The sequence below is a fragment of the Liquorilactobacillus nagelii DSM 13675 genome, assembly GCF_019444005.1.
GTDB lineage: Bacteria > Bacillota > Bacilli > Lactobacillales > Lactobacillaceae > Liquorilactobacillus > Liquorilactobacillus nagelii.
Genome location: NZ_CP049304.1, coordinates 1,083,911 through 1,103,673, shown reverse-complemented (window position 1 = coordinate 1,103,673; position 19,763 = coordinate 1,083,911). Strand labels below are relative to the sequence as shown.

20 protein-coding genes are annotated in these 19,763 nt (G+C 38.9%); all 20 read left to right on the top strand.

Features of this window, described 5'->3' with window-relative positions; genetic code table 11:
* The first annotated feature begins 416 nt into the window (after positions 1–416).
* The 20 genes from lspA (at position 417) to G6O73_RS05645 (ending at position 19,382) form a co-directional block, all read left to right on the top strand.
* Positions 417–863, top strand: coding sequence for a signal peptidase II (gene lspA, locus G6O73_RS05740; protein ID WP_057885564.1), 447 nt, complete (start codon positions 417–419; stop codon positions 861–863).
* Complete coding sequence (locus G6O73_RS05735) at positions 856–1,764, top strand: RluA family pseudouridine synthase (RefSeq protein WP_057885565.1); 909 nt, start codon at positions 856–858, stop codon at positions 1,762–1,764. Before lspA ends, G6O73_RS05735 begins: the two co-directional genes overlap by 8 nt.
* A gap of 150 nt (positions 1,765–1,914) precedes the next feature.
* Positions 1,915–2,457, top strand: coding sequence for a bifunctional pyr operon transcriptional regulator/uracil phosphoribosyltransferase PyrR (pyrR, locus tag G6O73_RS05730; RefSeq protein ID WP_057885566.1), 543 nt, complete (start codon positions 1,915–1,917; stop codon positions 2,455–2,457).
* Positions 2,458–2,653: 196 nt separating this feature from the next.
* Complete coding sequence (locus G6O73_RS05725) at positions 2,654–3,886, top strand: solute carrier family 23 protein (protein ID WP_057885643.1); 1,233 nt, start codon at positions 2,654–2,656, stop codon at positions 3,884–3,886.
* A 25-nt stretch (positions 3,887–3,911) separates the two neighbouring features.
* The gene (locus tag G6O73_RS05720; protein WP_235805068.1) at positions 3,912–4,853 is read left to right on the top strand and encodes an aspartate carbamoyltransferase catalytic subunit; all 942 of its coding nucleotides are present in this window, start codon (positions 3,912–3,914) and stop codon (positions 4,851–4,853) included.
* 2 nt (positions 4,854–4,855) lie between these two features.
* On the top strand, positions 4,856–6,148 hold the full coding sequence (locus G6O73_RS05715; RefSeq protein WP_057885568.1) for a dihydroorotase: 1,293 nt from the start codon (positions 4,856–4,858) through the stop codon (positions 6,146–6,148).
* A gap of 1 nt (position 6,149) precedes the next feature.
* Positions 6,150–7,244 (top strand): carbamoyl phosphate synthase small subunit, encoded by a 1,095-nt coding sequence (locus tag G6O73_RS05710; protein ID WP_057885569.1) that lies wholly within the window; start codon positions 6,150–6,152, stop codon positions 7,242–7,244.
* The gene (gene carB / locus G6O73_RS05705) at positions 7,228–10,416 is read left to right on the top strand and encodes a carbamoyl-phosphate synthase large subunit (protein ID WP_057885570.1); all 3,189 of its coding nucleotides are present in this window, start codon (positions 7,228–7,230) and stop codon (positions 10,414–10,416) included. The genes G6O73_RS05710 and carB overlap by 17 nt, the downstream gene beginning before the upstream one ends.
* Before the next feature lie 9 nt (positions 10,417–10,425).
* Entirely contained in the window at positions 10,426–11,202 is a 777-nt protein-coding gene (locus G6O73_RS05700; protein ID WP_057885571.1) for a dihydroorotate dehydrogenase electron transfer subunit, read from the top strand.
* The gene (locus tag G6O73_RS05695; RefSeq protein ID WP_057885572.1) at positions 11,199–12,149 is read left to right on the top strand and encodes a dihydroorotate dehydrogenase; all 951 of its coding nucleotides are present in this window, start codon (positions 11,199–11,201) and stop codon (positions 12,147–12,149) included. Before G6O73_RS05700 ends, G6O73_RS05695 begins: the two co-directional genes overlap by 4 nt.
* Positions 12,139–12,852, top strand: a complete 714-nt coding sequence (pyrF, locus tag G6O73_RS05690; RefSeq protein WP_057885573.1) for an orotidine-5'-phosphate decarboxylase — start codon at positions 12,139–12,141, stop codon at positions 12,850–12,852. Before G6O73_RS05695 ends, pyrF begins: the two co-directional genes overlap by 11 nt.
* Entirely contained in the window at positions 12,852–13,469 is a 618-nt protein-coding gene (pyrE, locus tag G6O73_RS05685; protein WP_057885574.1) for an orotate phosphoribosyltransferase, read from the top strand. The genes pyrF and pyrE overlap by 1 nt, the downstream gene beginning before the upstream one ends.
* 182 nt (positions 13,470–13,651) lie before the next feature.
* On the top strand, positions 13,652–14,008 hold the full coding sequence (locus G6O73_RS05680) for a hypothetical protein (RefSeq protein ID WP_057885575.1): 357 nt from the start codon (positions 13,652–13,654) through the stop codon (positions 14,006–14,008).
* 55 nt (positions 14,009–14,063) lie between these two features.
* The gene (locus G6O73_RS05675; RefSeq protein WP_157056667.1) at positions 14,064–14,387 is read left to right on the top strand and encodes a hypothetical protein; all 324 of its coding nucleotides are present in this window, start codon (positions 14,064–14,066) and stop codon (positions 14,385–14,387) included.
* Positions 14,388–14,453: 66 nt separating this feature from the next.
* Positions 14,454–15,401 carry a hypothetical protein gene (locus G6O73_RS05670; RefSeq protein ID WP_057885577.1) on the top strand — a complete coding sequence of 316 codons (948 nt, stop codon included), beginning with the start codon at positions 14,454–14,456 and terminating at the stop codon, positions 15,399–15,401.
* Between the two features lie 107 nt (positions 15,402–15,508).
* Entirely contained in the window at positions 15,509–15,937 is a 429-nt protein-coding gene (locus G6O73_RS05665) for a MarR family winged helix-turn-helix transcriptional regulator (protein WP_057885578.1), read from the top strand.
* Complete coding sequence (locus G6O73_RS05660) at positions 15,927–16,601, top strand: YczE/YyaS/YitT family protein (protein ID WP_057885579.1); 675 nt, start codon at positions 15,927–15,929, stop codon at positions 16,599–16,601. Before G6O73_RS05665 ends, G6O73_RS05660 begins: the two co-directional genes overlap by 11 nt.
* Before the next feature lie 59 nt (positions 16,602–16,660).
* Positions 16,661–17,443 (top strand): tyrosine-protein phosphatase, encoded by a 783-nt coding sequence (locus G6O73_RS05655; RefSeq protein ID WP_057885580.1) that lies wholly within the window; start codon positions 16,661–16,663, stop codon positions 17,441–17,443.
* Between the two features lie 147 nt (positions 17,444–17,590).
* Complete coding sequence (gene kdsA, locus G6O73_RS05650; protein WP_057885581.1) at positions 17,591–18,442, top strand: 3-deoxy-8-phosphooctulonate synthase; 852 nt, start codon at positions 17,591–17,593, stop codon at positions 18,440–18,442.
* The gene (locus tag G6O73_RS05645) at positions 18,429–19,382 is read left to right on the top strand and encodes a KpsF/GutQ family sugar-phosphate isomerase (protein WP_057885582.1); all 954 of its coding nucleotides are present in this window, start codon (positions 18,429–18,431) and stop codon (positions 19,380–19,382) included. Before kdsA ends, G6O73_RS05645 begins: the two co-directional genes overlap by 14 nt.
* Positions 19,383–19,763: the final 381 nt, after the last annotated feature.

The window sequence follows — 19,763 nt, the reverse complement described above, 5'->3', positions numbered from 1 at the left end:
TCATCAAACTAGATTGGTGGAGCTAAGAAGTCTTCAAAATGAGCTAACTCTCAAAACTTAGGCCAAGAAAACCAAACTTGGGGGATTAAGCTCAAAGTAGGGAGGCTTCTTTATTTTACCATCAAAATTTGGCAGCTAAGACAACTACATTCAGGGACTTTAATTTTACAATTGCTTCATAGAATAAATTCTTCAGCGACAATTAAATCGTGACTTTTGATAAATGTTGTTGGAATGAAGCGTAAAAAACTTTTACAACTTGCGTTGGATAGTTACCAAAAGTTCACATTGTTTCTGATATTTTTTGGTATTTAATCGGCCTAATTAAAAATCTTTAGTTTATGCTTGATTTAAGATAGGTTATAATTAAGTATTAAGTTTTTTTATTTTTAATTGAAAAGTTAGGAGCAAGTTTAATGCCGATTTATTTTTTGTTGATGGCAGCTGTTGTTTTGCTGGATCAGTTGGTTAAGTTTTATGTTACTCACAACATTCCACTTAACACTAGTGTTAATGTTATTAGCCATGTACTGGCGTTAGCACATATTCGAAATTATGGAGCGGCTTGGAATATCTTAACTGGTCAACAACTGTTCTTTTTTGTAATTACAATTGCTGCCTTGGTAGTTCTAGGATATCTGTTTAAGAAAAATTGGAGTAATTGGCTTTATGCTTTAGGGATCAGTTTAATGATCGGCGGGACCTTAGGTAACTTCGTTGATCGTTTGAGAATTGGTTATGTAGTTGATATGTTTGAACTTAAGTTTATCAATTTTCCAGTTTTTAATGTGGCTGATGCCGCTTTAAGTGTTGGGGTAGTTATTCTTTTGATTGCCATTTTGCGAGATGATCGTCATGAGTGAGCAAGTCAAAATTACCGATCAGTCTGGTCGGCTAGATAAAGCGGCTGCGCAACTTTTCGCGAATTATTCGCGGAGTCAACTGCAGCATTTAATTGTGGCAGGTGATTTATTAGTTAACGGACAGCAAAAAACAGTTAAATATCAAGTTAAGGCCGGTGATTGCCTATTATTAACTCCACCACCAATTCAGCATTTGAGTTTGGAGCCGGAAAATATCCCTTTAGATATTGTCTATGAAGATCAAGACTTGCTAGTGGTCAATAAGCCACAAGGCATGGTGGTTCATCCCGCTCCCGGTCACCCCAATCATACCTTGGTCAATGCACTGTTATACCATTGCCCACTATCAACTATTAATGGGACTTATCGACCGGGTATTGTTCATCGAATTGACAAAGATACTTCAGGTTTATTGATGGTTGCCAAAAATGATTTGGCTCATCAGGCTTTGGCGAAACAGTTGAAAGCCAAAAAAAATTTACGAGAATACACGGCTTTAGTTCATGGCCGAGTAGCAAATGATCAAGGTACAATTAATGCACCGATAGGGCGTTCTTTACGTGATCGGAAAAAGCAGGCAGTAATTGCTGGCGGTCGACCAGCAATTACGCATTATCGAGTCATCAAGCGTTATCAGCAGTTTACGCTAATTAAATGTACCTTAGAGACGGGGCGGACACATCAAATTCGTGTTCATTTACGTTATTTAGGTTATCCATTAGCCGGTGATCCATTATATGGACCAGCTAAGACTTTAAAAGGTAATGGACAGTTTTTGCATGCCGGTAAATTGGGCTTTGATCATCCGAGAACGCAGCAAGAGATGGTTTTTGAAGCCCCATTACCGGATATTTTTCAAAAAACGCTAGAAAAGCTTGACAAAAAGGAAAATTTCAAGTAAATTTAAAGCAATCAAGGTCCTTTAAAATTAGTCCCGTGAGGCTAAGAAGGCAGCGTCTTAATTGAGCTCGAAGAAGACATTTGTCTACCGCTTAGTCTACTAATATAGATTAAGCGGTCTTTTTTTGGACAGAAAAGGAGAGGTAAGACCATGACCAAAGAAGTCGTTGATTCACTTGCAATGAAACGTGCGTTGACTCGAATGACGTATGAGATCATTGAAAAAAACAAGGGGATTTCGGATTTAGTTATTATCGGAATTAAAACGCGCGGTATTTATTTAGCTCACCGGATTGCTAAACGATTACAGCAGTTAGAGGGAGCAACCGTTCCGGTGGGAGAACTCGATATCTCTTTGTATCGAGACGATCGTCATGATGCATCAGAAAAAAATGATCCAGTTGTCAAAAAGCCGCAAATGAAATTTGATATTACTGGTAAGCAGGTGATTTTGGTTGATGATGTTTTGTTTACTGGCCGGACGATTCGTGCTGCTTTAGATGCATTGATGGATCAAGGGCGACCACAAAAAATTAATGTGGCAGTTTTGGTTGATCGTGGTCATCGCGAATTACCAATTCGAGCTGATTTTGTTGGTAAAAATATTCCAACATCACTTGAAGAGGAAATCTCAGTTTCGGTTGAAGAAATTGATGGTAAAGACTCAATTGAAATTAAAAAATTAAAAAATTAAAAAAATAATGTACCAACCATTTTAATTGACTCCAGAGAGAGCAAAAAGGTTGAAGATCTTCACACTAGCAGTGTGGAAGGACCTTAAGCTAACCTGGATCAAATCTGATTCAGGTTTTTTTGTACAGAAAGGAAGACACATTTTGCAAACAGCACCCAAAAAAGAATTTCGCAACGAAGAAGCAGTTTTAGATATTATGGACCGGCCAACTTTTTTGCACTGGCTAGTTCTTTCGATTCAGCATTTATTTACGATGTTTGGAGCAACAGTCCTAGTTCCTTTATTGATTGGAATTAATCCAAGCATTGCTCTTTTCAGTTCTGGGGTTGGAACTTTAGTTTATATTTTGTGTACCAAAGCTAAGATACCTGCTTACTTAGGCTCTAGCTTCGCTTTTGTTGTTACGATGCAGGCACTAATGAAAACTGATGGTTATCCAGCGGTAGCTCAAGGAGCAATTTCTGCTGGCTTGGTTTATATCGTTGTTTCGTTGGTTATTTCACGATTCGGTTCAAGTTGGGTTGATCATGTTTTGCCACCGGTTGTTGTCGGACCGATTATTGTCGTGATTGGTCTTTCACTAGCAACAACTGCAGCTAATGATGCAATGTTGCATAATTCACACTATGATCTGAAGTATTTTGCAGTTGCAATCTTCACTTTATTGATTACGATTATTTTCAACATGTATCTCAAAGGTTTCCCGAGCATGATTCCAGTTCTGTTAGGAATTATTGCTGGCTATGTTTTGGCAGTAATTGTTGGAATAGTTGATTTGCAGACGGTCGCCGCAGCCAAATGGTTCTCGCTACCAGCATTTGATGCAATGTTTATTAATTATCATTTTAAATGGTATCCAGCAGCTATTATTGGAATGGCACCAATTGCTTTTGTAACCATGACTGAGCACATGGGCCATATCATGGTTTTAAACAAATTAACTAAACGCAACTTTTTTAAGGATCCTGGTTTGCATCGGACTTTATTCGGTGATGGACTTTCATCAATTATTGCTGGTTTTGTTGGTGGACCACCAACCACTTCATATGGTGAAAATATTGGGGTGTTGGCAATGACGAAGGTTCATAGTGTTTGGGTACTTGGTGGTGCAGCTTTATTTGCAATTATTTTCAGTTTTGTTGGCAAAATTAGCGCAATGATTCAATCAGTACCAACACCGGTAATTGGAGGAATTAGTTTCTTATTGTTTGGAATGATTGCGGCTAATGGTTTACGGATTTTAGTTGATAATCATGTCAACTACGAGTTGAAACGTAACTTGGTCATTACTTCAGTTATCTTAGTCATTGGGATTGGTGGCACTTACTTGCAGTTAGGTAAGTTTCAATTGACAAGCATCGCTTTAGCAACTGTTTTTGGAATTGTTTTGAATTTGATTTTACCGGAAAAAGCCAGCAGCGAAAAATAAAAGGAGCGAATTTAAAATGCCGCAAATTAAAGAATGTGTCAAAATGTCACACTTTGTTTCAGTTGAAAATTTACCGTTAGCAGATTTGAATCAGTTGCTCGAACGGGCTAGTTATTTTAAAAATAATGGTCGATCACCAAAATTCAACCAACCAATTTACGCTGCCAATTTATTTTTTGAAAATAGCACGCGGACACATTGTAGCTTTGAAATGGCTGAACGTAAGTTAGGTTTAACGGTAATTCCTTTTGATCCAGCAGCTAGCTCAGTCAAGAAAGGTGAATCACTTTATGATACTTTGTTATCATTAAATTCGATTGGGGTTCAATTAGCAGTTATTCGTCATCCAGAAAATAATTATTACCAATCTTTAATCGATTTAAATGCTAATCAACAACTAGACTTAGGAATTATTAATGCTGGAGATGGTAGTGGACAACATCCTTCGCAATCATTGTTGGATATGCTGACAATTAAAGAACAATTTGGACATTTTGCTGGTTTAAAAATTGCGATTATTGGTGATTTAACCAATTCTCGCGTTGCACGCAGTAATATGCAATTGTTACAAAGATTAGGAGCGCAAATTTATTTTTCTGGTCCAAAGTATTGGTATGATGCAGCTGAGTTTGGTCAATATGGTAACTATTTGCCACTTGATCAGCTAGTTGACCAAATGGATGTCGTAATGTTATTGCGCGTCCAGCACGAGCGTCATCAATCAGAAACGGATTTTGATGCAAGCACTTATCATCAAATGTATGGATTAACCAAAAAACGTTATCAGCAAATGAAAGATAATGCAATTATCATGCATCCCGGTCCGATTAATCGTGGAGTTGAGCTTGATTCTGATTTAGTTGAAGCTCCCAAATCACGATTCGCTGAGCAAATGCGTAATGGAGTTTTTATCCGAATGGCAATGTTGGAGGCAGTGATTAACGGTCGAAAATTAGGAGGTATTTAGGGATGTTAACTTTATTGCAAAATGGTTTGGTGTATCAAGCAGGTAAATTACAGCAGTTAGATATTTTGCTTGAGAATAATCGGATTAAGGCACTTGGATCAAATCTAGACCTGGCTTTAGCAAATAATAGCAAAATCAAACATTATAATTTGAAAAACCTGTTAGTAACTCCAGGTCTTGTTGATGTACATGTTCATTATCGCCAACCGGGCTATACTCAAAAAGAAACTGTTAAAACAGGGAGTATGGCGGCGGCCCATGGTGGTTTTACAACTGTTGGGGCGATGCCAAATCTTGATCCAGTTCCTGATGCTCCAGCAACGATAACTCCGGTAATAGAATTAAATCAGCGTGATGGTTTGGTTCACATTTTGCAGTATGGAGCAATTACTAAGCAACGGCAAGGAAAGCAAGTTAATGATTTGCAGGCGTTAAAAACGGCTGGAGCCTTTGCAGTCAGTGATGATGGGAGTGGCATTCAGTCAGCCGCAGTGATGTATCAAGCCATGAAGCAGGCTGCTGCTGCAGATTTACCATTAGCGGAACATATCGAAGATGAAAGCTTATTATTTGATGGAGTTATCAATGCCGGTGAAAAAGCGCTGGAATTAGGGTTACCCGGCATGTCAAGCTTGAGCGAATCATCACAGCTGGCACGAGATTTGATCTTGGCTCAGGCAACGGGGGTTCACTATCATGCTTGTCATATTTCAACCAAAGCTAGTGTTGAATTAATTCGCTGGGCAAAGCAACAAGGAATTAACGTTACTTGTGAAGCATCACCACATCATCTTTTATTAGCAGATCAAGATATTCCAGCTGATGACAGTAACTATAAAATGAATCCACCGTTACGTTCTGAAGCCGATCGGCAAGCTTTAATTACTGGTTTGGCAGATGGTACGATTGACATGATTGCAACAGATCACGCACCACATACGGTAACTGATAAGGCAGGCGGCTTTTGCGGTTCAGCTTTTGGAATTACTGGTAGTGAAATAGCCTTTAGCATGTTGTACACCGAATTAGTTAAAACCAAGCAATTATCATTAGAAAGATTACTGGAACTAATGACAATCAAACCAGCACAGTCCTTCAATTTATCACAAGCTGGAGAATTACTTCCCGGTCGAATTGCAGATTTAGCGGTTTTTGATTTGAATCATCCAGCAATTATTAAGGCTGAAAATTACTATTCAAAAGGAAAAAACACGCCATTTACTGGCAAAAAAGTTTTTGGACAAACCCAGCTAACGTTTGTAGCTGGTCAGGTAGTATATCAAAGGGAGGCTTGACATGCAACGCTATTTAGTTTTGGAAGATGGCAGTATTTACACTGGAACAGCTTTTGGCTCCGATCAGTTAAAAGCTGGCGAGGTTGTTTTTACAACTGGAATGACCGGGTATCAAGAAGCTGTCAGCGATCAATCGTACGCTGGTCAAATTTTAGTTTTTACAAATCCATTAATTGGTAATTACGGTGTTAATTTAGATGATTGTGAATCAATTGAGCCAGCTTGTAGTGGGGTTGTTTGTCATGAATTAGCCCGTGTTTCAAGCAACTGGCGCCAGCAAGGAAGTTTTGCTGATTTTTTGCAGCAGATGAAGATTCCAGGTATATCTGGGATTGATACCCGTGCTCTTACTAAGCGTTTACGTTCGGCTGGAACAATGCGTGGCAAATTGACTGACAGTCAAGCAGCTGCCGAGACAGCGATCGCTGATTTACAAAAACCGCTGCCGATTAATTTGAATCAGCAAGTGGCAACTAGTCGACCATATCCTAATCCTGGGAGCAAGCGGAATGTAGTTGTGGTTGATTTTGGCTTGAAACACAGCATTTTACGCGAACTTGCGCAAAGAGATTGTAATACAATTGTGATGCCCTACACCGCGAGTGCCACCCAAATTTTGCAATTACATCCAGATGGGGTGCTCTTATCTAACGGACCTGGTGATCCGAAATCAATGCCAGAATCTGTTTTAACAATGATTCGTCAACTGCAAGAAAAATTACCATTGTTTGGGATTTGTTTAGGGCATCAATTGTTTGCATTAGCCAATGGGGCTGATACATTTAAAATGAAGTTTGGTCACCGTGGTTTCAATCATCCAGTTAAAGAGATTGCCACTGGAAGGATTTTCTTTACTTCCCAAAATCATGGGTATGCCGTCGAACCGGATTCAATTGATAGTCAGATTTTAAATATTACTCACCAAGAAATTAATGATCAGACGGTTGAGGGATTGCATCACAAACAGTATCCTGCCTTTAGTGTCCAATTCCATCCAGATGCAGCTCCAGGTCCGCATGACGCGGTAACCATCTTTGACGATTTTATGCAGATGATTGATTTAAGAAAGGAAGAACGTCATGCCGAAAAGAACTGATATTCATAAGATAATGGTCCTTGGCTCTGGTCCAATCATTATTGGTCAAGCTGCTGAATTTGATTATTCAGGAACACAAGCTTGCTTAGCTTTACGCGAAGAAGGGTATGAAGTAGTTTTAGTCAATTCTAATCCGGCAACGATTATGACGGATAACCAAATTGCTGATCGTGTCTATCTTGAACCGTTGACGACTGAGTCAGTTTCTCGGATTATTCGGCAAGAGTATCCAGATGCAATTTTACCTACGCTTGGCGGCCAAATCGGTTTGAATCTGGCGATGTCTTTGGCAGAAACTGGTATTTTAAAAGAATTGGGTATTGAGTTACTAGGGACAAAGTTAACTGCTATTAATCAGGCCGAAGATCGTGAATTGTTTAAAGAACTGATGAAACAACTAGGAAAACCAGTTCCACCTTCAAAGACTGTTAATACCACTCAAGCAGCTTTGGATTTTGCAGCTGAAATCGGCTATCCAGTAATCGTTCGTCCAGCCTTTACAATGGGTGGAACGGGTGGTGGTTTATGTGATACCCCAGAAGAACTAACTGAAATCGCCACAAACGGTTTAGATTTGTCACCAGTAACCCAGTGTTTAATTGAAAAAAGTATCATGGGTTACAAAGAAATTGAATTTGAAGTTATGCGAGACCATGCTGATAATACAATGGTTGTTTGTTGTATGGAAAACTTTGATCCGGTTGGGATTCATACTGGTGATTCAATCGTCTTTTCTCCAACACAAACGCTAAGTGATCGAGAATATCAAATGTTGCGGGATGTTTCGTTAGAGATTATTAGTGCTTTAAAAATTGAGGGTGGCTGCAATGTTCAGTTAGCCTTGGATCCGAATAGTTTTAATTATGATGTGATTGAAGTTAATCCGCGAGTTAGCCGTTCTTCCGCCCTAGCTTCCAAGGCAACCGGATATCCAATTGCCAAGATGGCAGCTAAGATTGCGGTTGGTTTAACCTTAGATGAAATTATTAATCCGGTCACGGGGACAACTTATGCTGAATTTGAACCAGCTTTAGATTATGTGGTTGCTAAAATTCCGCGTTGGCCATTTGATAAGTTTCCTAAAGGCGATCGTCGTTTAGGTACGCAAATGAAGGCAACTGGTGAAGTAATGGCAATCGGTCGCACTGCTGAAGAAGCTTTACAAAAAGCAGTTCGCTCGTTAGAAATTGATGAACAAGATCTATTTTCAACGACTGCTCAAGCAGCCAGTGATGATCAATTGGAAGAAAAATTAATGCATCCACAAGATGATCGGCTGTTCTACCTAGCCGAAGCTTTCCGTCGTAATTATAACCTGAGTGAAATTCATGAACTTACTAAAATTAATTGCTATTTTTTAGATATTGTTAAACATTTAACTGAAATTGAAACAAAATTGCAGCAACATCCCAATGATTTGGCAACTTTATTAACAGCTAAAAGATATGGTTTCAGTGACTATACAATTGGCAGATTCTGGCAAAAATCGGCGGCCGAAATCCGTCAGTTTCGATTGGAGCAGCAAGTTAAACCGGTATATAAAATGGTTGATACTTGTGCTGCTGAATTTGAATCTAAAACACCATATTTTTACAGTACCTATGATCAGGAAAATGAGAGTCAGCCAACTGGTAAAAAGTCGATTTTAGTAATTGGTTCAGGTCCAATTCGAATCGGTCAAGGGGTTGAGTTTGATTACGCGACGGTGCACAGTGTTAAAGCAATTCAAAAAATGGGTTATGAAGCTATTGTTATGAATAGCAATCCCGAAACGGTTTCGACTGATTTCTCGATTTCTGACAAGCTGTATTTTGAACCACTGACGTTAGAAGATGTCTTGAATGTGATCGACTTGGAGCAACCAGTCGGCGTTATCGTCCAGTTTGGTGGACAGACCGCGATTAATTTGGCGGCTGGTCTAGTTGAACACGGAGTTAAAATTCTCGGGACAACGGTTGAAGATCTTGATCGAGCTGAAGATCGTGAATTATTTGATGAAGTCATTAATCAATTACAGTTGCAGCAGCCGATTGGCAAGACGGCGACTACACCAGCTGGAGTTTTGGAAAAAGCTGCTGAAATCGGCTACCCTGTCTTAGTTCGACCAAGTTATGTACTAGGTGGTCGCGCAATGGAAATTGTTAATAATGAAACAGAACTTCAAGCCTATTTACAGCAAAATGTTCCAGCTGCAGCCGATCATCCGATACTGGTTGATGCATATCTTGAAGGACGTGAATGTGAAGTTGATGCGATTTGCGATGGTCAGCAGGTTTTGCTTCCGGGAATTATGGAACATATTGAGCATGCTGGGGTTCATTCAGGTGACTCGATGGCCGTTTATCCTCCACAATCATTTAGCGACAATATCAAACAACAGATCGTGACTGCGACACAGAAACTAGCTGTAGCACTAAAATGTGTTGGTATCATGAACATTCAATTCATCATTCATCAAGATCAAGCTTACGTTTTGGAAGTTAACCCACGAGCTAGTCGGACCGTACCTTTTTTGAGTAAAATTACGGGAATCGAGATGGCTCAGGTTGCAACTCAAGTTATTTTAGGAAAAACGCTTAAAGAATTAGGCTACCAACCGGGACTGTATCCTGAAAGTAAAACGATTAATGTCAAAGCACCGGTGTTCTCTTTTAGCAAACTAGCTGATGTTGACAGTTATCTTGGACCGGAGATGAAGTCGACCGGTGAAGTTATGGGAAGTGATCATACATTTGAAAAAGCTTTGTTAAAAGCTTTTGCTGGTGCCAAGATGGAATTACCATTAAGCGGAAGCGTGTTATTGACAATTGAACATGGGGATAAAGAGTCGGTTTTACCGTTGGCTAAACGATTCAGTAGTATTGGCTATCAGTTGTTGGCAACTGATGGAACAGCTAAATTCTTGCAAAAACATGGATTACGAGTTGTTCCGGTAGCTAAGCTAAGTGAACAAGAAACGACCGAACAAAATATTCAAGAATTAATTCAAACTGGTAAAGTACAGTTAGTAATTAATACCATGGGACACGACCATGCGGCAACTTCAGATGGTTTTCGCATTCGTCAACTGGCAATTGCCCATAATGTACCTTTATTAACTTCACTGAATACCGCACAAGCATTGGTTCGAGCGTTAGAAAATCGGACTTTTGCCACCGATGCATTACTATAGGAGGAAAATATGCCAAGTGTTAGAAATTTTTCATTAGTTAAACAGGAGCGCTTGACGGAAGACGTCTTCCAGATGGACTTGAAAACAACTGAATCACTCAGTGAATATCAACCAGGACGTTTTGTGATGGTTGAAATACCAAATGGATTGCAGCAACTTAGACGGCCATTAGCAATTGCAGCAGTTGATTTACTAACAGGATGTATCAGCTTGATTTATCGGGTTGTTGGTCAAGGAACAGAGCAGTTGGCTAAGCTGGTAGTTGGAGCCAAAGTAAATTTGCTTGGAGCACTTGGCAATGGATTTAACATTCAAAACTTTCAAGTTGGAGATCAGGTCCTGTTAGTGGGTGGTGGTACTGGTTTACCACCTTTGATGTACTTGGCACAAAACTTAGGTCAACAAGGCTGCTTGGTGACTACTATGGTCGGATTTCGAACCAAAGCGCAGATTTTTGGCACCCAAGTTTTTGAACAAGCTGGACAGCTGCAATTGGCAACTGATGATGGTTCTGCTGGGAAGCTAGGAAACGTTGGAACTTTGTTAAATGCTTGGAAGATGAATAACTGTCGCCATGTTTTTGCTTGTGGTCCGTTAGGTTTATTAAAAGCTGTTCAGCAAAGGTTTGCTAGTCAGTCAGTTCCAGTTGACCTATCTTTAGAAAGCCGGATGGGTTGTGGTATGGGAGCTTGCGCCGGCTGCATGGTTTCTGTTAATGGTGGAACTTTGAATCAGCATATTTGTCAAGAAGGGCCGATTTTCTCGGCAGCGGAGGTCCAATTATGAGTCAAACAGCTAATCAGCGCTTAAGTGTTAAATTACCCGGGTTAAATTTAAAAAATCCTATCATGCCAGCTAGCGGGTGTTTTGCTTTCGGGGATAACCGATATGCCGAAATGTTTGATCTAAATGAATTGGGAGCGATTATTATTAAAGCGGCAACTTTGGAGCCGCGAGTTGGCAATCCAATGCCGCGGATTGCTGAAGTTCCTGGTGGGGTTTTAAATGCAGTTGGTTTGCAAAACCCGGGTGTTGAGGTGATTTTAAAAGAAAAGCTGCCGCGGTTGAAGGCCAAGTATCCGAATTTACCAGTTATTGCTAATGTTGCAGGAACCCAAGAAGCTGATTATGTGGAAACAGCACGGCGTTTAAGTAATTCTGGTATGGTTGATGCGCTTGAATTAAATATTTCTTGTCCTAACGTTAAGCACGGTGGCATGCAGTTTGGAACTGATCCAGCTAGCGCGCAAGCTTTAACAGCGGCAGTAAAAAAGGTCAGTTCAATTCCAGTTTATGTTAAATTATCACCGAACGTTACTGATATTGTTGCAATTGCACAAGCTGTAGCAGCTGGTGGGGCAGACGGTTTGAGTATGATCAATACTTTACTAGGAATGCGATTAGATTTGAAAACTCGCCAACCAGTTTTGGCAAATGGAACCGGCGGTTTATCAGGCCCGGCAATTAAACCAGTTGCCGTACGGATGATTTATCAAGTCAGCCAAAAGGTTGATTTGCCGATTATTGCAATGGGTGGAGTTAGTAGTGCTGCAGATGTTTTAGAAATGTTTTTAGCTGGAGCCAGTGCGGTTGCAATTGGAACGGCAATTTTTCATGATCCATTAGTTTTTCCAAACGTGATTGCTGATTTACCATCGAAAATGACTGAATTTGGAATTGACAACTTGAGTGATTTAATCAAAGAAGTTAGGAGTCGACAAAATGAAAATTGAACGACCGATAATTGCCTTGGACTTTCCTGATCGGCTGTCTGTCCAACAGTTTTTAACCAAGTTTCCAGCTGATGAACAACTATTCTTGAAGGTTGGGATGGAATTATTTTATAGTGAAGGGCAAGATATCGTCCGTGAGTTGATTGCGGGTGGGCACGACGTCTTCTTGGATCTTAAATGTCATGATATTCCCCACACAGTAGAACAGGCAATGAAAGTTATTGGTCAACTAGGAGTTAAATTGACCACGATTCATGCCAGTGGCGGCAGCCAAATGATGCAAGCGGCTAAAGCAGGTTTGTTAGCTGGCAGTAATGGTGATCAAACAGCTGGAATTTTAGCAATAACTCAATTAACTTCAACTAATCAAACAATGTTGGAAGAAGAACAATTAGTTCATCAGCCTTTGAAAAACAGTGTTTTGCATTACGCGCAACTAGCACAAGCAGCGGGTTTGGCCGGGGTAGTCTGTTCAGCTTGGGAAGCAGCAGATATTGCAGCAGCAACGAATGCTGATTTTTTGCGAATTACACCCGGAATTCGTTTAGCAGGAGATCAGACTAATGATCAAAAACGAGTGATGACTCCTGATCGAGCAGCAGAGCAAAAAAGCAGCGGTTTAGTAGTCGGCCGTTCGATTACCCAAGCAGTTGATCCGTTTGCAGCATATCAAACAGTAACTAAATTATGGAGGCAAGATTAATGAAAGCAATTGCGGCAGATTTATTAAAAATTCAGGCTGTTTCACTCTCACCGCAACAGCCATTTACCTGGGCTAGTGGAATTAAAAGCCCAATTTACTGCGACAATCGTTTAACAATTAGTTATCCGAAAGTTCGTCGGCAAATAGCGACTGGTTTAGCAGATTTAATCAAAAACAAATTTCCTGATGTTGAAGTAATTGCTGGGACAGCGACGGCTGGTATCCCACATGCAGCTTGGATTGCTGAATTGCTGGACTTGCCAATGGTTTATGTTCGTTCAAAGCCTAAAGATCATGGACAAGGTCGGCAAATTGAAGGTGTACTTAAACCGGGGCAAAAGACAGTCTTAATTGATGATCTGATTTCGACTGGCGGTAGTGTCTTGCAAGCAGTGGCAGCGGCTCAAAAAGAAGGAGCCGAGGTAATTGGTGTTGCCGGGATCTTCAGTTATCAGCTGGCGGCGGCGGATCAAAACTTTGCTCAAGCAAAGCTACCATTTATAACCTTAACCAATTATTCAGAATTGATTGAAGTTGCTCAAAATCAACAGGAAATAACTGATAAAGATTTGAAACTCTTACATGCTTGGCGCCAAGATCCGACTAATTGGCAATAGCAGTTAAATAATGAAATACGTAGTCTAAAAGCTTTCATACGACTAGACTACGTTATTTTTTTTGCAATAATTGTCTTATTAAAATCAAAACCGGATAATTATTTGGATAAAAAATTTACTAATGAAAACGTTTATAGTATAATTACGCCAGAATACATATAATATTAGAAAGGAATTTTTTAATGCAAGCAGTCAATTCCTCAAAACGTAATTTTATACTTTTAATTTTAGCAATTTTTGTTGGTGTATTTAGCTTGTCAGGATATTTTGCACAATCAGTTAAGGCGGATGTGTACACTCAACCAGCTTCACAGCTTGGTGATCTAAACTCAAAAAGGCCAGGATTTACCGGTGTGCCCGTTGTCAAAACAAAAAGTGATGGACAACAATATGTTGAATTTGATTTTGTTCAGCCTAATTTAACGTCAAAAACAATAGAATTATATTATCAAACAGATAATAGCAATGGATACAGTTATGTTTCTGATTTTTCAACAAATACAATTCAAACTAACCAAAATTGGCAGAGTCCATTATAAAATTAGAAGTTCATATTTTAGTTTTAAAATTGATACAGCTGATAGTTCTTTACAAATGCGAGTTGTTTTTAGTGGGGCAACGGGTATTTTTAATTGGAATAATATTGGAACTTATTATTCACCATATTTTAATCCCACTACGCCAGCTACGGGAATTTCGATTACGACGCCCAATCAAAGTTTGTTTCCATTAATTCCGCAAAACTTAAATGTTTCAGCTGATTTACAATCGGTCGATAATATTTGGTCTAAATTCACTGACAGTAACACTGGTAAGGCGACGGCTAATGTTACGCCAACTAATACGACTGACAAAGTAAATTGGTCACTTTCTAGCAACACTAGTCAGTTAACATTACCAAGTGACACCTCTAGTTGATTTAATCAGCAAAATAATAATGTATCAAACGGTAAGGCTCAAACGCAATTTTATTTACCAGTTGGTTTGAATCTTGCAACCAATACTGATTCTAATAGCTATGGTTTCCCAATTACTTTAACAGCCAAAGCAGGGCAGGCAACTAATAAGCAAACACTTGATCTAGGAGGGTTAAAGGCAATTAATACTGATAGCGACACAGTTACCCAAAAGGGATTAGGTTCAGTGGTCGCTAGTGCAATTGATACTAATTCAGTTACTAATTTAATTCAGACACTGAATGCCACATTAAAAAAATCAACCAGTGGAACCTTACAGTATAATTGGGTTTATTGGGATCCAAGCAATTCAAGTGATACCAAGAGCGGATACACAAGTAAACAAAATTTAACGAATGCTAGTGATTTGACAAATTCGTTTCCTAACCGCTTCAACAATCAATCAAATTTTGTTCAATATGTCGAAGACCAAACAGCAGCTGGCAAATCAGTCGCAATTCAATTTCGAATTTATGACAGTGCTAATTCTAAAAATGCAATTACAACTTCAAATCGTGCTGCTCTAACAATCAAGCCGATTACAGCTCAGCTGACACAAGTACCGACAGCTTTTAATTTTGGTTCTATTCCGGTTTCGGCGGCTGCTAATGGCAGTAACGGACAGGCAGTTTCGGCTGTCACTACAAATGATAACCAAATAAAAATTCAAAACGCTAATCGCAATTGGTCATTAACAGCCAGCTATACACCGTTCACTAATCAATCAGGCAATACCTTACAAACAATTTTAGCAGTTGGTTTAGCGGGGAAAACTACTAACTTGTCCCAGTCAGCCACTTCAGTTGCTAGTGGTAATTCACAAACATCTGCTAACTATGATCAAAATGTGACGGCTTCATTGCAGTTTAGCAAAAACAATACTGCTGCTAATATAAAGACTGATAGTCCCTATACAGCAAAAGTTACTTGGAATTTGACCAATGACACTCCGAAGTTGTCTAGTGCTAGTAATTAGCAAACAATAAACCGTGATTTTTCACGGTTTTTAATTTGCATAATATACAACTAGTTGTATAATTCAACTAATTAATATTTTTAAAATTTAATTTTAGGAGTAATCAAATGATTGATGAATTTATTTTACAGCGCCAATTGATTCAATTGGGGAATCGCTTAAGCAATCGACGTCAACATGATTTAGCGGCACAACAGCTGACACCTAATCAATCCGCTGTTTTATTGTATTTTGCTAAATATCCTGGTAAGCGAATCCAAGACTTGAAAGACTTTTTGTGCGTTACTCATCAAGCAGCTCAAAAATTAGTGATGAAATTAAGAGAGCGCAACTTAATTGAAAGCCAAATTTCAAATATTGATGGTCGAGATCATTTGCTTTTCTTGACGGCAGCTGGCAGCAAACAGGTCGAACAATTACATGCTCATGGTTTAGTAGCTGGGCAAGAGTTTCTAGCACCATTAAATGAGACGCAAAAAGAGCAGCTAGCTGAATTAGTGAATTTGCTTTTGGAAAATCATTTAGATGGTAGGTGAAAAAATGTTTCGAATTAATTTAAAAATGATTGTTTGGCGCTACTTTTTACTGCTAGTGGGTTTATTTTTTAATGCATTGGGGGTTTCATTGGTTACTAAGGCAGCTTTAGGAACTTCTCCGTTGGCAGCAATTCCATATAGTTTGTCACTAGTTGTTAGTCAACTTTTACTGGGTGAGTGGACAATTATTTTTAGTTTGTTTTTAATTGTCGGTCAAATATTGTTTGAAATCGATCAGCTTAAATGGTCTGAAATTATGGTTGAAATATTGCTGTCATTTATTTTTGGCGACTTGATTGACTGGACAATGTCGTGGTTACGTCATGTAATAATGCAAAATTATTGGCAGTCGTTATTATTATTATTGTTTGGCTGTTTGGTTATCAGTTTGGGAGCGTATTTTGAAGTAATTGCGGACGTTGCCATGTTACCAGGGGATGCTTTTGTCCGGGCGATCAGTCGTTATTTTAATATTGAGTATGGTAAGATTCGCGTAATGTCAGATATTTCGATGTCAGTTATCGGAGCTATCATTTGCCTGACTTTTTTATCGAACTTAAGCGGAGTTCGTGAAGGAACATTGATTTCGGCACTGGTTGTGGGTAATTTAGTAAAATTATTATTAAAGGTTGCTAAACCACTAACTGCTGAATTATTAAAATAAAGTTGGTTTTTGAACTGGCAAGGCTTACAATAAGGGCAAAATAGTGAGGAGGATATCAGATGCGATCAGAGAGATTATTAGCAGTTCATGGTAGTGTTAATTTACGCGAATTGGGAGGCTATGCTACACCAGATGGACGGACAATCCGTTGGCACAAGCTGTTAAGGTCCGGTGATATGAGTCAAATAACGCGTTACGGCGAGTCTCAATTACGGCGCTATGGTTTGAAGTATGATATTGATTTGCGATCACCATTAGAGCAAGATTACGCACCAGATAAGATTCCGGCCAAGACAATTTTTCGCTCATATCCAGTTTATCCAGTTAGTGAATCTGAAAGTGAAGGTGATTTGCCACAAAGCGAGTTAGCAAAAAGAGGAGCAGTTGAATTTGACTACCAAGAACCATATTTGATGATGGTTCTCAATGCCCACTCGCAATTAGCTTTTCGTTGTTTATTTGAAGATATGCTGGCTAATGATCAGCCAGGAGATTCGCTTTTATTTCATTGTGCGGCTGGTAAAGATCGGACTGGGATTGCCGGATTTTTGATTCTTTCGGCGTTAGGTGTTGATTATCAAAGTATCCGACAAGACTATTTATTAACCAATGTGGTCTATAGTGCTGGCGACGAACAAAAACTGCGAAAAAAATTGCAGGATGATCAAGCAGCTGAGTTTATTAAGAAAATGAACGCTTCATTTAATGTCTTTGCAGAAGAACTTGACTCGGCTCATCAAGCCGTTTTAGATCACTATGGAAGTGTGACTAACTATTTGCGCGAAATCTTTGATTTAACACCAGCAAAAATTTCTCAATTGCAGCGTATCTATCTTGAGTAACTAACTGATTTATATCTTCCACCTAATGTTCGATTTTCCTAAGTTATTTTCTTGAATAGGACTAAATTGACGACTATTAAGGGTTTTCATGCTAAATTTAAGACAGCAGTTTTGTTGCAGTATTTGATTTAGAAGGAGGATCCTAATATGAGTGGTATTGCTGAAGTTTTTTCCGACTATCATTTTAATGACCAGCACTTAACTTTATTAGCTGGACCATGTGCAATTGAATCTTATGAAGTGTGTGCTCAAGTTGCTGAACAACTTAAAAATTTAACCGATGAACTTAAGATTAATTTTATTTTTAAATCATCATTTGACAAAGCTAATCGCAGTTCCGGTTCTTCTGATCGAGGAGCAGGCTTGGAAAAGGGGTTAGCTATTTTAGATCGAATCAAAAAAGAATACCAAGTCCCGATTGTGACGGATGTTCATGAATCTTATCAGTGTCAACCAGTAGCTGAAGTTGCTGATGTGTTACAGATTCCGGCTTATCTAAGTCGGCAAACTGATTTGCTAGTTGCGGCAGCTAAAACTGGGCGGGTGGTAAATATTAAAAAGGCCCAGTTTATGGCAGCAGGAGATCTTCAGGGTGCGATTGATAAAGTAATTCCTTATAGCAATAAAATTTTATTGACAGAACGCGGAACGATGTTTGGTTATCATCAGCAAATTGTCGACATGACTAATTTGTTACAACTGCGACAATTAGGCTATCCAGTAATCTATGATGCAACTCATTCAGTTCAAGTTCCTGGTGGACATGGAAACCATTCTGGCGGTAATCGTGATTTTGCATTTCCATTAATGCGAGCAGCATTAACGATTGGCGTTGCTGGAATTTTTGCCGAAGTCCATCCTAATCCGCCAACTGCAATTTCGGACGCTGACAATCAATTATATCTGAATAAAATGCGACCGATTTTAACGACTGCTGCAGCACTCTTTAGTCAATATCAAGACCAAAAAGAAAGCTGGGATCAAGATGGCTTATTATAAAATTGCTCAGCAGGTTTTTGCAGAGGAAGCCGCCGCTTTAACAAATGTCTCAGAGCGGCTTGATGCTAGCTTTGATCAATTGGTTGAACAAGCTGCTGAGATTTCTGGACGAATAATTTTTATTGGAACTGGAAAATCGCAATTGGTTGCTGAAAAAATTGCCGCTTCACTTTCATCAATTGGCAATGCCAGTTTTGCTGTTGATGCTGGAACAGCTTATCATGGTGACTTAGGACGGATCGCAGCTGATGATTTGGTATTATTTGTTTCAAACAGCGGTGAAACCCAAGAGGTTCTGCAGGCTTTGTTTGCCTTGCAGCAGATCTTTCATGATCAATTGCAAACAGTAGCATTAACTGGAAATACTGAATCAACTTTAGCGCAGAATTGTTCACTGGTGTTTGATTTGGGAGTTAGTGAAGAAGTCGATCTAACTAAAATGGCACCAACGGCCTCAACAACAGCTGTTTTGGCATTTGGTGATGCATTGATGGTCGCGTTAGAAAAGCAAAAAAGTTTTTCGCGACGAGAGTTTGCTAAGTATCATCCGGGTGGCAGTATTGGCAAAATGTTACTCCAAAGGGTCAAACATGTTATGCATACTAAGGTTCCCTATGTTAATCAGGACACACCAATTAATGATGTGATTTATACAATTAGTGATTATGGTATTGGGTTGACCTTAGTTCGTGAAAATGAGACTGGTAAAATTATTGGTATCGTAACTGATGGGGACATTCGGAAAAAGTTCTTGCAGGTCGCTTCAGTGAAGAAATCAGTTGCTGCTGATTATATGACGGAGGGCTTTGTCAGTATTGATCAAAATCAGCGTAACCAAACGGCCTGGCAGTTAATGGCTAGTCATAATATTTCAAATTTAATTGTCATTGATGATAAAAAAGATGTTGTAGGCGTTGTGACTATTCATGAAGTCTTGTAAAATTTAACTAATGCAGCTGAATTTAGTAGTGGAAATAAAATTAAAATAATTTAAGATGTTTACAGCAGCAGCAATATGAAATTGCTTATCTTAGCTGCTGTTTTTTCTATATAAAAGTTAATTGCTAACAGTAATAGTGTAAAGAAGATCGTTAAGAATTTTATTCATAAAAATGAATTTAATTTTAAAAATATTGGTTTTATGAAACTTATTTCACTAAATAAGATAAAGAAGACTCTTTTTTTCTGGGATAACTATCACTAAAACCTAGTCAAATCCTAATTAGATAATTTATAAAATCATGTGAAATAGCTTGCAAAAAACCTAATCTGGTGGTATATTTTAATCGTAAGAAAGCGTTTACTCGTTTGCAATTAAGGA